Annotated in this window: 13 protein-coding genes; 1 reads left to right on the forward strand and 12 read right to left on the reverse strand. The window is 39.0% G+C overall.

The genetic code is table 11. The features are described 5' to 3' along the window. Nucleotides 1-200: 200 nt before the first annotated feature. The 8 genes from ACFO3G_RS02810 to pstS all read right to left on the reverse strand — a co-directional run bounded on the left by ACFO3G_RS02810 (nucleotide 201) and on the right by pstS (nucleotide 8,121). The gene (locus tag ACFO3G_RS02810) at nucleotides 201-1,448 is read right to left on the reverse strand and encodes a transglutaminase domain-containing protein (RefSeq protein ID WP_380077797.1); all 1,248 of its coding nucleotides are present in this window, start codon (nucleotides 1,446-1,448) and stop codon (nucleotides 201-203) included. Between the two features lie 61 nt (nucleotides 1,449-1,509). After that, the gene (locus ACFO3G_RS02815) at nucleotides 1,510-3,237 is read right to left on the reverse strand and encodes a sensor histidine kinase (RefSeq protein ID WP_380077799.1); all 1,728 of its coding nucleotides are present in this window, start codon (nucleotides 3,235-3,237) and stop codon (nucleotides 1,510-1,512) included. Nucleotide 3,238: 1 nt separating this feature from the next. Continuing rightward, entirely contained in the window at nucleotides 3,239-3,925 is a 687-nt protein-coding gene (locus ACFO3G_RS02820) for a response regulator transcription factor (RefSeq protein WP_380077801.1), read from the reverse strand. Further along, on the reverse strand, nucleotides 3,906-4,586 hold the full coding sequence (phoU, locus tag ACFO3G_RS02825) for a phosphate signaling complex protein PhoU (protein WP_380077803.1): 681 nt from the start codon (nucleotides 4,584-4,586) through the stop codon (nucleotides 3,906-3,908). Before phoU ends, ACFO3G_RS02820 begins: the two co-directional genes overlap by 20 nt. Nucleotides 4,587-4,588: 2 nt before the next feature. After that, complete coding sequence (gene pstB, locus ACFO3G_RS02830) at nucleotides 4,589-5,347, reverse strand: phosphate ABC transporter ATP-binding protein PstB (RefSeq protein WP_380077805.1); 759 nt, start codon at nucleotides 5,345-5,347, stop codon at nucleotides 4,589-4,591. 4 nt (nucleotides 5,348-5,351) lie between these two features. Then, complete coding sequence (gene pstA, locus ACFO3G_RS02835; protein ID WP_380077807.1) at nucleotides 5,352-6,212, reverse strand: phosphate ABC transporter permease PstA; 861 nt, start codon at nucleotides 6,210-6,212, stop codon at nucleotides 5,352-5,354. A 9-nt stretch (nucleotides 6,213-6,221) separates the two neighbouring features. Further along, a complete protein-coding gene (pstC, locus tag ACFO3G_RS02840; protein ID WP_380077849.1) occupies nucleotides 6,222-7,070 on the reverse strand; it encodes a phosphate ABC transporter permease subunit PstC in 849 nt (282 codons plus the stop codon). A gap of 10 nt (nucleotides 7,071-7,080) precedes the next feature. Next, nucleotides 7,081-8,121, reverse strand: coding sequence for a phosphate ABC transporter substrate-binding protein PstS (gene pstS, locus ACFO3G_RS02845; RefSeq protein WP_380077809.1), 1,041 nt, complete (start codon nucleotides 8,119-8,121; stop codon nucleotides 7,081-7,083). A gap of 429 nt (nucleotides 8,122-8,550) precedes the next feature. Between pstS and ACFO3G_RS02850 the strand changes: the two genes are divergently transcribed. Next, a complete protein-coding gene (locus tag ACFO3G_RS02850) occupies nucleotides 8,551-9,537 on the forward strand; it encodes an outer membrane beta-barrel protein (RefSeq protein ID WP_380077811.1) in 987 nt (328 codons plus the stop codon). 206 nt (nucleotides 9,538-9,743) lie between these two features. Here the strand turns inward: ACFO3G_RS02850 and uvrB are convergent, their stop codons facing one another. The 4 genes from uvrB to fabG form a co-directional block, all read right to left on the reverse strand. Continuing rightward, nucleotides 9,744-11,771 (reverse strand): excinuclease ABC subunit UvrB, encoded by a 2,028-nt coding sequence (gene uvrB, locus ACFO3G_RS02855; RefSeq protein WP_380077813.1) that lies wholly within the window; start codon nucleotides 11,769-11,771, stop codon nucleotides 9,744-9,746. A 42-nt stretch (nucleotides 11,772-11,813) separates the two neighbouring features. After that, nucleotides 11,814-14,297 (reverse strand): replication restart helicase PriA, encoded by a 2,484-nt coding sequence (gene priA / locus ACFO3G_RS02860; protein ID WP_380077815.1) that lies wholly within the window; start codon nucleotides 14,295-14,297, stop codon nucleotides 11,814-11,816. A 29-nt stretch (nucleotides 14,298-14,326) separates the two neighbouring features. Further along, complete coding sequence (locus ACFO3G_RS02865) at nucleotides 14,327-15,007, reverse strand: RluA family pseudouridine synthase (RefSeq protein WP_380077817.1); 681 nt, start codon at nucleotides 15,005-15,007, stop codon at nucleotides 14,327-14,329. 199 nt (nucleotides 15,008-15,206) lie between these two features. Continuing rightward, the gene (fabG, locus tag ACFO3G_RS02870) at nucleotides 15,207-15,953 is read right to left on the reverse strand and encodes a 3-oxoacyl-[acyl-carrier-protein] reductase (RefSeq protein ID WP_380077819.1); all 747 of its coding nucleotides are present in this window, start codon (nucleotides 15,951-15,953) and stop codon (nucleotides 15,207-15,209) included. Nucleotides 15,954-15,960 lie beyond the last annotated feature (7 nt).

The following is a 15,960-nucleotide window of genomic DNA, read 5'->3' on the forward strand; positions in this document are numbered from 1 at the left end:
AGAAACAGCCTTTTTCAAGGCATGAACAGGCTGTTTTTTAGGTACGGAAACCATTAAATAAATTTACATTATTTGTATAATAAGATCCGATTTATAGGTGTGTTCTGTCTTTTATTTATGAGGTAAATATAAAATAAGGTATGTCTTAGATGCAAAGACATACCTCATTAGCTAATTTATTGGGATCTATTATTGTAGAGTTATTCCCTTACAATTCTGAAGTCTTGATGTACATTTACAAAAGCTTTATCTGAGACTTGTGTACCGCTTGGAATATATGCTATTTTTAGATTTCGGCAATCTTCGATAGCATAGTCTTCTATTACCTTTGTTGCCTTATCGAAATGAAGCTCCGTTAGATTATTTAATGCCAGCAGAGCATTCTTCCCTACTCTTTCCATAGGTTTCAGATAGATAACAGTCTTAGATTTCGGAACATAGAGAGGAATCTCACTTTCCTTTTTATACACTACTCCTTTGTAATCATTCAAAGATTCATTGTTATCACTAATAAAGATATTTTCCAGTGATGTGTCCAATTGATTTAAAGAATAAGCATTTTCACCAATTGTTGTGATGTTGTCACTAATATACAATGTCTTTAGATTAGAGGGTATAGAATCAGAAGTAATGAATGACGTAAGAATATATCCATCATAAGAGTATGGCAATGATACTACCCTATGGTCAGACTTAATCGCAGTGACACAAAATCCAAAATTATATCCATACTTACATTTGTCATCTTCAAAAAAGGCAATGTCTGTCTTCTTAGGTTGAAGATGAATAAATGATGGTTCATCATCAATTTCGAATTTCCTGTTATTGGTTGGGTCCGCCACAATCCATCGTCCATTGACATAGGCATAATTCCAAGCATGTGCGTCTTTTTGACTACCAATAGACACATAATATCCATCCACTACAATACAAGGAATATTTTGGCTTAAAAGCATTACTTTGAGCAAATTGGCGTATCCTCCACAGACACCACACCTATTTTCAAAAACTGAGTTAGCATCATTGGGAGATGGTCGGTAGCTAATGTTTTTAACAACCCAATAAAAGATTGTTTCGAATTTCTTCTCTTCAGACATAGATGAATTGATAATGTCCGAATTGACAAACTTTTTGACCTTTGCATATTGCTCGTCTGTAATCGTTGTGGTAGCCATCTCAAGAGCTCTCTTTGGATCAATCTTTTTGATTAGGATATCAAAAGCCTTTTGATCCTCTTGTGGAAGAGGGATACCACTTTTAACTTCAAATAAACGGGGGTCTTTGATGTTGAAATCATTAGATTGATCTGATGAATCCTTATCGGGTAAAGGTGCTTCTTCAGACGGTGAGGGTTCTTTTTGTGGCTCTGACGTTTTGTCTTTACATCCACTAACACTGATTGAAGCAATGATCATTGCCCCAATCAAACATTTCAATCTTAAGTTCATTAATGTAAAATCTATTAGTAAAAAAAACCATTCACTATGAATGGAACCCCTAAAATAGAAATTATTTAGGAAAACGCATCAAATATTCGAGACCTCCACCGGCATGATTTTTAACTTGAATGTCTCCATTATGAACTTTGATAGCATTCATTACGATGGATAACCCAAGTCCCGATCCTCCATCCTCCCTTGTTCGACCTTCACTTACTCTATAAAAGCGTTCGAATAATCTGGCCAAATGTTTTTCGTCTACACCAACCCCTGTATCATAATAGGTTATGTATATATTTTTGTCATCTTGTTTGCTGACCTCGATATGGATTAGGACATCATCCCCTGCATATTTTATTGTATTCTCCATTAGGTTGAAGAAAACTGAATGTAGAAGGACATAATTTCCACGCAGCGTGTATTGTTTGTCGAAATCAAGCTGCACTTCGATCTTCTTTTCTTCAAGTCGATCTGTTAACTCAATTCTACAAGAATCCAACATACTCATTAAGTCTATATCTTGAAATACAAATTGCTCTTGTCCTGAATCTATCTTGCTCAAAAGGCTTACATCATTGATAAGCTGGGATAATCTAATAGACTGCAGATATGCTTTTTCTGTAAAACTATGCCTGCGATCAGGATCAAGTTTGTCTCCGTTATCATTGAGAATCTCGAGATAACCTCTTATGGAGGTAACGGGTGTTTTGAGTTCGTGGGCTATATTGCTTGTAATCTCTTGTTTAAGAATATGATTCTTTTCCGGCTCTGTTTCGTCATGAATAACTATTTCAAAGTTGTTGTCAGCAAAGAGGTTAACCTTAACTTCAAGGAATTTGCCATTAATATCCAAATGAGTTTCACACATCCCTTCCTCTTTCTTATCTAAGAAGGCAGATATTTCTTTCATTGAGTCCTCTTTTAGAAGATCCGTAAGATCAAAAGAGATGTCATTGGTAATAAAATTGACAAGTTGATAAAAATGGGCATTGGCATAAACTAAGTTTCTGTCTTCGTCAAAAATAGCAAGTCCATTGTTGGAATGTTTAAAGTGAGTAATCAATTTCTCTCTCTCACTCATCAGTTTTTGGTTGTTTTGCTGTTTTTCATCAAGAATAGACAGAAGGTCTGCGGCAATATCTCCTAATTCATCATTAGGGAATTTGATGTCTTTCTTGATTTGTCTGTCGTGGCGAATATCATCGGCCAAGTATTTTAGTTTTCTGATTGATTGTGAAAGTCTTGTTGAGATCAGATATAGTACGATCAACATGGCTAACATTAGTATAATCACCAATATGACAAAACTATTGTCGGTAGAAAGAATGTTTTTTGTCTGCACATTAAACGGCAGAGCTACTCTGATATAGTAGTTTTTGAAATGTCTTACAAAATAAAGATATGGAACATGGATGCTTGAAGACTTTCGAATATCAAAACCTGTGTCTTTATAAATGGCACTTCTTACCTCCGGTCGGTCGATATGGTTTGATAGGGTCTTGACATCATCAACGATATTGTCATAGCGTACAACTCCGTCATTGTCTATAATAGTGATGCGTATGCTGTCGGGAAATATTTGGCCAAATCGATTTAGATCAGCCATATCGTTTAGCTGAAAGTGATTTGAGACTATGATGTTGTTTAGAATGTATGCATATCCGTCAAGTTTGCTCTCAAGCGATGTAATACGTTCTTTTTGGTCCTCTCTTCTTTGTGCAATAATGACAACGGCTCCGAATGCTACAAACAATAAAAAGAAGCAACTTACGAGCCGATATTTATATTTGATTTTCATCTTATTTTACCTTAAATGTGTAGCCGTATCCAGTACGATTAGTAATCAATTCTCCATAGGATCCCAATTTTTTGCGAAGTCTGGCAATGTGGACATCGACAGTTCTCTCAAGTACAATACCATCTTCCGGCCATGCCGAGTCTAAGATCTCTGCGCGACTAAACACTTTGCCCCGATTAGAAAACAAGAGGTACAAAATATTGTATTCGGTTCTTGTCAAATCAACCTGTTGATCCAATATCTTTACCTCCTTGCTGGTTAAATCCAATGTTAAGTCTCCCTCTTTCAGAATGGATTCTTCTATTGAGTTATTTAGTGAAACTCTACGAAGGATGCTCTTTACTCTGGCCATTACCTCTTTGATGGAAAAAGGTTTGGGAACATAATCGTCTGCACCTGTCGAAAACCCCGTAAGCATATCATTTTCAGTATTTTTGGCTGTAAGAAAGATTATGGGAATCTCATTACTCTTTTTCCTGAGCAATGAGGCATATTGATATCCGGACATACCGCCCATCATAACATCAAGCAAAATCAATCTATGCTCAAATGTCAATATTTTATCTGCCTCTTCAGCAGAAGAAGCTTCATCTATCTCATATCCTTCATTCTCCAAGTTGAAACGTAATATTTCCCTAATATCGGGCTCATCGTCCACGATAAGAATTTTAACCTTTTGATTGTTCATGTCTAATATCTTTTCCTTCTGCTATGAATACAGCTGCCTCTGCAATATTGGTGGCATTATCTCCAATTCTTTCAAGATTGTAAGAGATTGTACTTAAGTCGATAATCATAGAGATAATCTCCTTTTTCATTGGAAGATTGGCATATTTCTCAACTAAAATTATCTCATTTTTCCTAAACATTTCGTCAGCAATATCATCTTTTTCGATAACATCATATGCCAAGGTAGCATCTTGACTGGCGAAAGCTATGAGAGCGTCACTTGTCATCTTGTGGACCAAAGATACCATCTTTATAAGCTCATTCTTCATAAGACTTGTATCTTCCTCATTGAGATACTCATTCTTAAGGCGATGTCCAATATTTAAAACGAGGTCACCGATACGTTCCAAATTGGTAGTCATATCTTGATAAGCAATGATAGTGCGCAGATCTTGTGCTACCGGATTAAATTTGAAGATAGCAAAGACAACCTCTTCTCTAATCTTAACTTCAAGACGGTCTATAATTATTTCGTTGGCTTCCATCTCCTCATAAAGCGAGGCAATGGCATTGTTTTGTAAAAGCTTCTCTACAATCTTAAGCTGTGTCAAAACTGTTTTGCTCAATAGATGAAACTCATTGAGCAAAATCTCCATCTGTTTAACTTTTATATTTTGCATAATTAACTGAATTTTCCTGTTAGATATTGTTCTGTTCGTGGATCTTTGGGAGTTGTAAACATCTGTTTGGTATCTCCAAACTCTACCAATTCACCCAAATACATAAACATAGAGTAGTCACTTACCCTTGCTGCTTGTGACATATTGTGTGTCACTATTACAATGGAGAACTGCTCTCTAAGTTCAAAAATCAAATCTTCAATCTTATTGGTAGAAACCGGGTCCAGTGCAGAGGTGGGCTCATCCATCAATATGACTTCCGGTTTTAGAGCAACGGTACGAGCAATACAAAGTCTTTGTTGTTGGCCTCCGGAGAGGAATGTACCTCTTCTTCTCATTCGATCTTTTACTTCATCCCACAGAGCGACTCTTTGAAGAGATTTTTCGACGATCTCCTCTTTTTCAGATTTAGAGAGATGTATATTGTTTAATTTGTATCCCGCCAGTACATTATCGAAGATGCTCATGTTTAGGAAGGGGTTAGGTCTTTGGAAGACCATTCCGATCTTACGTCTTACATTCATGGCATTCATTTCAAAGATATTTTGTCCATTGAGACGAACCTCACCTTCAGTTAGGATCTCCGGGTAGAGCTCATGCATACGATTGATAGCTCTAAGTAGCGTACTTTTGCCACAACCTGAAGGCCCCATGATTGCTGTAACAGTATTCTTTTGGAGGTCTACATTGACATCCTTGACTGCTTTGTTTAGCTTGGTGTAAGAGACAGACAAATCTCTAATTTCTAATACATTATCCATAGACTTAATTTTGAATATTCCATTTTGATGCTACCACTTTTGCTGTGATGTTGGTCGCCAGTACGATAAAAAGAAGTAAGAGAGAAGAAGACCATATAAGATTGAGGAGATTTGGATCGTTGTAAAACTCCCAAATCAAGAGAGATATAGCGCTGGTCGGACGCATAATATTCCAGTTGACGCTTGAGGCACCTAAAGCAGTTACAAGCAGTGGAGCTGTTTCACCCATAACCCTGGATATAGCCAAAAGGGTTCCCGTAAAGATTCCTCCAAAAGCTGTCGGTAGTAGGACCCTAATCACGGTGGAAAAATATCCTGATCCTAATGCCACAGCGGCCTCCTTTAGTGAATCCGGCAACATTTTGAGACTTTCTTCGGTTGATCTTACAATCAAAGGGATCATCATAATCGCCAATGAAGCCCCTCCGGCAAAAGCAGAATAAGCGTGCATGGGTTTTACAATCCAGATATAAGCAACTATACCTATTACGATGGAGGGTATCCCTTGCAATAGGTCACAAAGCATAGAGACAATCTTTGCCAATTTGGAGTGCCTTTTTTCTGCCAAAAAGGTCCCAGCAGTGATGCCCAATGGCACAGCCAAAATAATTGCAATGAATACGATTAGCAGTGTACCTGTAATACCGTTGAGGATACCTCCGGGTATTAGTTCATGGTTGATTTTGGCAAACAACGCCTCTGTTGTGCTTGGCGCATTTTCAGTAAAAAGACTAAAGTTAAATTGTTTGTAACCTTTTCTGACAAGTTCGATAATGATCATCAGAAGCGGTATCATGGCTATAGTGGTACATACACATACAAGACCGAAAGCGGCCTTGCTTTTTATTATTCTGTATTTACTCATAACAGTCTTTTATCTATTAAGAATCTTGATAAAACTTTTGGCAGCAAGGTTAATGAGGGCTGTAATCAAAAAGAGTAGAAGCCCAATAGCAAAGAGGGCACTCAGTTTGATACCACCTGCTTCTCCAAACTGATTGGCAATGATACTTGCCATCGTATTTCCGGTATCAGTCAATGAAGTCGGAATATTAGATGTATTTCCAATCAGCATCGTAACTGCCATTGTCTCTCCCAAAGCTCGGCCAAATGCCAATACATAGGCTGCAAATATGCCTGAAGAGGCTTTTGGAAGAGTTACATACTTAATCACTTCCATCTGTGTTGCGCCAAGTGCATAAGCTCCCTCCTTGAGTTCTTTTGGGACCATTCCAATAAATTCACCGCTTAGTGAAGATGCATATGGTATGATCATAATTGCCAATACGATAGATGACAACAGTATACCTAAGCCTTGATCACTTACTCCGCTTGATATTAATAGGGGTCTTAAGACATAAAAACCCCACAAACCAAACACAATCGAAGGGATACCGGCCAAAAGATCTACAATGACCGAAACCGTATAACTGATTTTTGTGCGTTTGAAGTATTCCCCATTAAAAAGAGCAACAGAGAGTGAGAATGGAATACAGAATAGAAGAGCCAACACAGAGGTCATCAAGCTACCCACAATAAAAGGGAGAGCCCCAAAATTATTTGACAGAGGATCCCAGTGGGTTGATGATATAAAATGCCAAAAGCCAAACTGGCCAAAGGCTCCCATACTGCCACCGATAAGTGCATATACGATAGATGCTGTCAGAAGTATTACCAGTATAGCAGCAGAGTAAAGGAGTCCTTGAAACAGTCTGTCTTTCATTATTTTTAAGTTAAAGTTTTTTGCCATCATAGGTCATGTTTTCTACAGCCTTTCTTGCTTTTTCCAATGCTACACCTGATAGTGGAGCATAATTGATTTGTGGTGCAAGAGCTTGAGATTCATCACTAAGGATAAATTGCAACAACGCCTTTAGAGATTTAGCCTTATCGATAGATCTTCCATCATATTTCTGCTCTTTATAAACCAAGATCCATGTAAGTGTGCTGATTGGGTAAGCATCCGGATTATCAGAGTCAGTAATGAATGTGCGGGTATCTTCAGGCATATTGACATTTGCTGCTGCAGAGATACTCTTGGTGTTTACACTTATAAATCGGCCTGACTTGTTTTTCAACTGTGCCATCTTAAGATTCATAGCCATTGCATATTCAGAACCGATATAACCAATTGCTCCTTTAGTCTCAGCTATCAAACCTGCTACGCCGGCATTTCCTTTTGCAGAAACACCAACAGGGAAGTTGAGCGATTTACCTTCACCAATCTTATCTTTCCATTCTGCATTTACCTTTGACATATATTGAGAGAAAACAGCAGTACTACCGCTACCGTCTGATCTGTATACTACTGTGATGGGTGTACTTGGGAGTTTGACATCTGCATTTTCTTTGGCAATAGCGGGGTCGTCCCAAGTTTTGATAGTTCCTAAGAAGATCCCGGAAATCAAGTCTGAATCGAGCTTCAGACTGTCTACACCATCAATATTGAATGAAAGCACTACGGCACCCATGGTTGTCGGAATATGGATGGCCGGAGCCGGAAGTACGTTCATCTCTTCCTCTGACAAGAATACATCAGAAGCACCAAAATCGACAGTACGATCCTTAAGACTTCTGTAACCACCACCACTACCGATAGCTCCATATGAAACATCAGCCTTAGTTTGTTCTGTAAACTTCTTGAAGATCATCTTGTAATATGGTTCGGGGAATGTTGCACCTGCACCACTAAGATTGTTGTCCTTGCTTCCCTTGCAAGACGGTAACAGCATTAGCCCTGCCAACGCCATCACGGAAATAATTGTTTTTTTCATATTGTTACTTATCACTTAATTAAAATTGCAGTGCAATATTAGGGATAGGTTATTACCTTGATGTTTAGAGTATGTTACATTTTTGTTAAGGTGAATAATAAAGACTTTGACAGCATCTATTCTCTATTGAAAGTGAGTTATTGCAATTGCTTTTTAGCGTGTTGCATAGAAGCTATTGTAAAGGGATTTGTCTCTATTAAATGACTTAAGAGTTTCATTTTGTTCGGCTCTAAATGGTAAATTGATCTACTTCTCATAATATGGTATACACTATGACCATAGTTAGCCTCTCTTTATATATGGTATGCCACTTTGATTGCAAACAAAAAGCTTCTTAACTGTATGTTAACAATTCGTTAGCCTCATTGTAATTGCGGTCGAATACTTTTGGCGGTGTAAAATTTAACGTTTAATCAATTAACGAGAATTATGAAAAAAATGATTTCAACCTTTATGGTTCTTGCCGCATTGGGTTCCATGCAGGCACAAAATTGTGGATCAAAGGCTTGTGATAGCAAGCAGCATGGCAAAGTTATTGTACGACTATTTGGTGAGACGGGAGTAGACCTTAAGCACTATGATGGACTAAAGACCGGTATCAACCGAGCTTATTTGGGCTATCAGTACAAGTTTAATCATGATTTGTCAGCCAAGTTCCTTATGGACTTTGCCGGTGGTCACAAGAATGGCAAGTATGAAGCATTTGTCAAGAACGCTTTTCTTTCTTACACCCCGGGTCAGTTCTCCCTTTCTGCCGGTATGATTGGTACATTTCAATTTGATACACAAGAGAGCTATTGGGGACACAGATACATTGAGAAATCAATCATGGATAAAGAGAAGATGGGATCTTCCGCAGACTTGGGTATCAAGGCATCCTATATGTTTAATGACTTCTTAAAGGGAAATGTTGCCATTATTAATGGTTTGGGATACAAGAATGTAACTACATCCAAATATATGAAGTACGCTTTAGGCTTCAATATTACCCCGACATCCAATCTGATACTAAAGGTATATGGAGACTATAGAGATCGCAATGAGGCCGAGTTTAAAGACAGCAAAGATCCTGTAAAGCTCAAAGGTCAATTCACAGCATCTGTCTTTGCGGGTTATAAAGCCAATTCGTTGACTGTAGGTTTGGAATATGATCGTCAGAACAATCACCATTATGTAGATGGGGCAGATATGAATGCTGTTTCAGGCTATGCCAACTACAAGTTTAATCCTAAATGGAGTGTCTTTGGTAGAGTTGATTACACTTCACTTGATGAAAGCAAAAAAGTCTACGCTCTTGGCGGTGTACAATTTAATCCTATAAAAGCAATCAGCCTCTCTTCAAATCTAAGATACACATCAATCAAAGACGGGGATGATGATCTTGGACTTTTCATCAATGTTGATGTCAATATCTAATCATTATTCATTACCACTACTGACGACTTTAGGATAGATTAATAGAACTATATAAAAAAGAAAATCTCATAATTTATCTGCCATGGATGAAGTAATTGATTTACTTTGTCCATGGCTTTTTTATACCAGAAGTGAAGATCACTTTATGCAACAGTCTCCGGAAGCTGTTTTGACCATAATGAATAGCCTAAAGCAAGGAACTCTAATTATATCTTTTTGAGCTGATCTTCGTAGGCAAGCATTTCATCTCTTAGATCGGCAGCTTCGGCAAAGTCAAGGTCTTTGGCTGCTTTGAGCATTTTTGTGCGAGTAGCTTCAATCAGATCTTTTAGTTTGTCAGCACTAAGCTCTTGTATAATTGGATTGGTTGAAACCTTGTGTTGCTCCTCGATATATGCCTTGCGACCCTTCTTGTCCGTGATCTCAAGCTCGGAATCACTGAGGATTGATTTTGCATTCTTGACAATCTGTTTGGGTGTAATGCCATTAGCTTTGTTGTAATCGTCCTGTTTTTTCCTTCTGCGGGCTGTCTCCTCCATGGTAAGGCGCATCGAATCCGTTATCTTATCGGCATAAAAGATAACTTTTCCTTCAAGGTGTCTGGCAGCACGTCCGGCTGTTTGAGTCAGAGCTCTGTGTGATCTTAAGAATCCCTCTTTGTCAGCATCAAGAATGGCTACAAGAGAGACCTCCGGCAAATCCAATCCTTCTCTCAAAAGATTGACACCTATCAAAATATCATATACCCCACTTCTGAGATCATCCATAATTCTGACACGCTCCAAAGTATCGACATCCGAATGGATATAGGCAGCCTTGAAGTTATGATCGATCAGATAGTCTGACAACTCTTCTGCCATCCTTTTGGTAAGTGTTGTAATGAGTACACGTTGATTCTTCTCTATTCTCAGATTGATTTCCTCTTCCAAATCATCAATCTGGTTGTCAATAGGTCTGACTTCTATAATCGGGTCAAGAAGGCCGGTAGGTCTAATTACTTGCTCCACAACAACACCTTCAGCTCGTTGTAGCTCGTAGTCGGCCGGTGTGGCGCTCACATATATTGTTTGAGGTGTAAGTTGAATAAATTCTTCATACTTAAGAGGTCTGTTGTCCATTGCTGCAGGAAGCCTAAACCCATAAGAGACTAAATTCTCTTTACGGGCACGATCTCCTCCATACATGGCATGAATCTGGGGAATAGTGACGTGGCTTTCGTCAATTACAAGAAGGTAGTCATCCGGAAAGTAGTCTAAAAGACAGAATGGTCTTTGTCCCGCACTTCTTCCATCAAAGTACCTCGAATAGTTTTCAATTCCTGAGCAATAGCCCAATTCTCTTATCATCTCCAAATCATATGTTACCCTTTCGTACAATCTTTTGGCTTCAAAAGGCTTGCCCTCCTCTTCAAAGAATCGGCACTGCTCGCCAAGATCGACATCAATTTGGCTTACAGCTCGATTGACCTGTTCTTTGGTAGTAACGAAAAGATTGGCAGGATATATATTTAATTGGTCTATGGGCCCATATTCCTGACCGGTCACGGGGTTGAATGTGGCAATTCTCTCCACTTCATCATCCCATAGAGATACTCTGTATGCAACGCCATCATATCCTTCGACAGCCGGGAATATGTCGATAGTATCTCCTCTTACTCGGAAATTGCCACTATTAAACTCTACCTTATTATTGATGTAATAGCTCTCTACCAACTTCCTCATAAGGACTGCTCTCTCTAAGCGATCGCCCACATTGATATGGATCATCTTCTCTTCGAAAGCCTTAGGGTCTGCCATACCATAGAGACAACTGACCGATGAGACGACAATAACATCTCGCCTTCCGGACAATAGTGCCGCTGTGGTACGAAGTCTAAGTTTCTCGATTTCTGCATTGATCATCATATCTTTTTCGATGTAAGTATCGGTAGTTGGCAGATATGCTTCCGGTTGATAATAATCATAATATGATACAAAATACTCTACTGCATTATCAGGGAAGAATGCTTTAAACTCTGCATAAAGTTGTGCAGCGAGAGTCTTATTATGACTTAATACAAGGGTTGGCTTATTTACCTTATTGATAACATTGGCAATGGTAAAGGTCTTACCGGATCCGGTTACTCCTAACAATACTTGAGCATTGTCACCTCTGGAGACTCCTTCAGCTAATTCTTTGATTGCTTCCGGCTGATCTCCGGTTGGCTGATATGATGATGTTAATTGAAAATCCATATAAAATAACTTATCAAAAGGTCATTTATTATTAACTACGGCTTAAAGAGGATCTACATCAAAATAGATTCTGCACCTCTTTGAATCGGGATATCTAAGTTTTATTTCTTGTATCACTCTTCCAAAAGCAGTCCTCTCTTCACTATATTGATTTGCTTTTCTTCTTACTACAATTTCTCGAATATACATGAGCTCTACCCTCTCTATGCTCGGTATTCGCATATCGATCGTAACTTGTGGCATATATGATCTCAACATATTGGTCATTAGTCCCGCTGTCCTATGAGTTATCATTTTATCCTTACACTTGATTATAATGATGGTCATCCGTGTAAATGGAGGAAACTCACAGAGATTGCGCTCTTCAAGTTGCCCCATAATAAATTCATTGTAGTCTCCACTTTTAAGTTCATCGATAAAGGGATGCTGCGGGTCTTTGGTTTGTAGGACAATCTTGGCTTTGACTCCTCCTGTTTTTGCTTGTCTATGTGTTCTTAGGGCAAGTTGATAAAGCAGTTGGTATGCTCTTTCATGTGCTCTAAAGTCGGGAAAAGCCAAGATATTGTCCAACCTCATTACACCTATAAGGCTAATATTGTCCCATATAGGCATACCGGCAATTATTTGAGTGCCGACCAAAATGTCCACTTCACCCATATCTATCTGAAACATAATATCCTCCATTTTTTTCTTGCTTTGGAGAATATCGGCATCTATCCTGACGACCTTAGCCTTTGGAAAGAGTTGTGATATTTCCTCTTCCACTCTTTCTGATCCGAAATCAAAGGGTGTCAAGGTATGTTCTGGGTTGTGGCATTGCGGGCAAATCTTGGGTACACTCATAGTATATCCACAGTAGTGGCACATCATCAGATTTGTTCCTTTGTGATAAGTCAGACTTACCGAGCAGTGTGGACAACTAATGCGTGTATTGCAAGATTTACATTTTATGTAGGGAGAATATCCTCTTCTGTTTTGAATTAGAAGGATTCTTTCATGACGGTCCAATGCATCCTTTATATCTTGCTCCAGTTGTGGAGAGACGAGGTTATCTGATTGAAGTCTCTTTTGACGGTATAGTTTGTCTAAGTCTATAACCTCTATTGGAGGCATCTCAACCCTTTCCGGAATATAAGGGACAATGCTTTTCCATTTATCTGTATTTAAGTTATAAAGGGTCTCTGCTGATGGTGTCTCAGAAGCAATCAATGCATGTGCCCCTTTTATTTGGGCCAAGCATATGGCTGCATCTCTCGTATGATACCTTGGTGCGGGATCTTGCTGCTTCATTCCATAGTCTTGATCTTGGTCCACTATGATAAGTCCCGGATTATTGAGAGGTAAGAAAAGAGAAGATCTTGCACCTACAAGGATAAGTGGAGCTTCTGTTTGGATAAGTTCTTGCCACAGAGAAAGCTTCTTACCTTCGCTAAGTCTTGAATTATAAACTCTAAGATATGAATGAAACTTTTGTTTTAGCTTACCTATAAGGTCATTGTCACTATATGGGCGATTGGCCTCAGGTGTAATACAAAGGACCTGTTTGCCACAGCTGAGCTCTCGATGAATAAGATCGATGATTATTTCCTCTTTTTCTTCGATATTCTGTTTGTACAAAACACTGCACAGACCCGTAATGGGAGCTATATCCTTGTTGTCTGTATATGGTTGAAGAGGTTGGTAGATATGTGTCTTCTCGATCTCAGGTTGAGGAGTTCGATAGAGGTCTTCAAGCACTCCTTTTTTTAGTAAAGCATTCATTGCTCCACGCAAAGATGTGTTTTGATTGCATATTAGATCAACGCTTAAGTAGCTGTTAAGATCCAACTCCTTAAGGAAGATATGCTCCATAATTTTTTCTATCAACTCCACCTGTCTGGGAGCTCTTTTAAGATCATTCAAAAGGGAGTTAAGTGAAGAATCGCTTTCATTGAATGGCGCAGCTATGCGGACAACTCTCTCTTTAGGGAGTTTCTTAATTCTTGATGAGATATCCTCTTTCAGTTTGATGGCACCATAGGAGATAAGGTGTGTAAAAGCACTTATTGCAGGACGATTGAGTTTCTTCTGAATTGCATCCAAAGAGAGTGAGGCCTTTTTTTCTGAAGTTAGTATGGATATGATTTGCAGCTCAAGGTCATTCAATGCAATTTCTTCTACAAACTCTTCATTATATATTACCTCTGTCCTACTCTCCGGTAGAAGTGCCGCCGGAAGTGCTGCTCTTAATACCTCTCCAAGGGTACACATATAATAGGTGGCCAACCAATTCCAAAATGCAATATCACTTAGAGAGACAATAGGTCGTTCGTCAGGTAGTAGTAAGACCTCTTTGATATCTTTTATTGAGGTCGGACAATCTTGACTTATTCCGGTCACAATACCGGTGTAGAAGCGTTTTGCTCCAAAAGAAACAACAGCACGCATCCCTACCTGGATCTTTTCGCTAAGATCTTGGGGAATGCCATAATGAAAAGCTCCATCTACAGCCAACGGGATAGCTATGGTGGCAAAACGATGATTCACTTTAACCCTTCCTTCCTAATATGGATATATCAATCAATACCTTGTGACAACTCACCAAAAAGAGGATCTACACCTTCAAGGTCAGCATAAACTGTGAGCATCTCATGGGTGACCGGATGCTCAAACCGAAGTTTGTAGGCTAAAAGAGAGATACCTCCATCTTTGTTGGATCTTTTGGCTCCATACTTTAGATCACCTTTGATAATGCAGCCCATATTGGCAAGTTGACATCTGATCTGATGATGACGTCCGGTATGAAGATCAACTTCCAATAGGTGGTAGTTGCGTCCTTTTGCCAACAATCGATAGCTTAGTTTTGCCTCCTTGGCTTTTTTTGAGCCGGGTTGTACAACGTAGCTTTTATTCTGTTTCTCATTCTTAAGTAAGAAATCAGTGAGTGTATCTGATGGCTTAGGTGGTAGTTTTTCTACAATGGCACGATAAGTCTTTTCGAGCTTGCCATCTTTGATCATCTTATTGACCCGAGAGAGAGCCTTGGAGGTCTTGGCAAAGATGACTAAGCCGGCCACAGGACGATCTAATCGGTGAGTAAGTCCCAAGAAAACATTACCGGGCTTATTGTATTTGACTTTGAGATAACGTTTTAGAGTATCTACAAGCGGTTCATCTCCGGTCTTATCTCCTTGTACAATTTCTCCAACAGCTTTAGACACTATTAGAAGGTGATTATCTTCGTAAACGACTTTCATATATTCTATTGTTTATTGATCCCAAATAGAGCTTAAGCAAGAGGTCTCGTTTATGGGATTATCAAAGATACATCAATGAGATGAATAATCCTTCGGATACCAATGTTCTCGACAGGATGAGATAAAAAAGGCCGTCATTCGAAACTTTGTTACATCAAAGATCGAATGACGGCCTCCCCAAAAAACGGCTTCTTATGAATTAGCAGTTCATACCGCCACAAACATGTATAACTTGTCCGGTAACATAAGAAGATAGATCACTTGCAAGGAAGGTCGCAACATTTGCAACATCTTCGGGTGTGCCACCTCTTCTAAGTGGAATCTGCTGTGCCCATTGCTTCTTGACATCTTCAGGTAGCTGGTTGGTCATATCTGTGATGATAAAGCCCGGAGCAATAGCATTGGCACGAATATTACGACTACCAAGTTCTTTTGCAATACTCTTGGCAAGACCAATCATACCTGCTTTTGAAGCAGAATAGTTGGTTTGACCAGCATTGCCGGATACACCCACTACAGAAGCCATATTGATAATGCTTCCAAATTTTTGACGAAGCATCACAGGTGTACAAGCATGGATCAAATTAAATGCAGATTTAAGATTGACATTGATTACAGCATCCCATTGCTGCTCTGACATTCTCATCATCAGACCATCTCTTGTGATACCTGCATTGTTGACAAGGATATCGATACGACCAAAATCTTTTACAGCCTCTTCCACAAGTTTGTGTGCGGCTTCAAAATCTGCTGCATTAGAAGCATATGCTTTGGCCTTGACATTCATGCCCTCAAGCTCCTTGACAAATGCTTCAACCGAATCATCAATATTGAGGTCACTAATAATAATATTAGCCCCTTCTGTAGCAAACTTACGTGCGATAGCTTTTCCAATGCCACGTCCGGCACCCGTGATCAGTGCCACTTTTCCTTCAAGTAATTTCATTATATAT

The organism is Falsiporphyromonas endometrii, assembly GCF_042654485.1.
In the GTDB taxonomy this organism is placed as follows: Bacteria; Bacteroidota; Bacteroidia; order Bacteroidales; family Porphyromonadaceae; genus Porphyromonas; species Porphyromonas endometrii.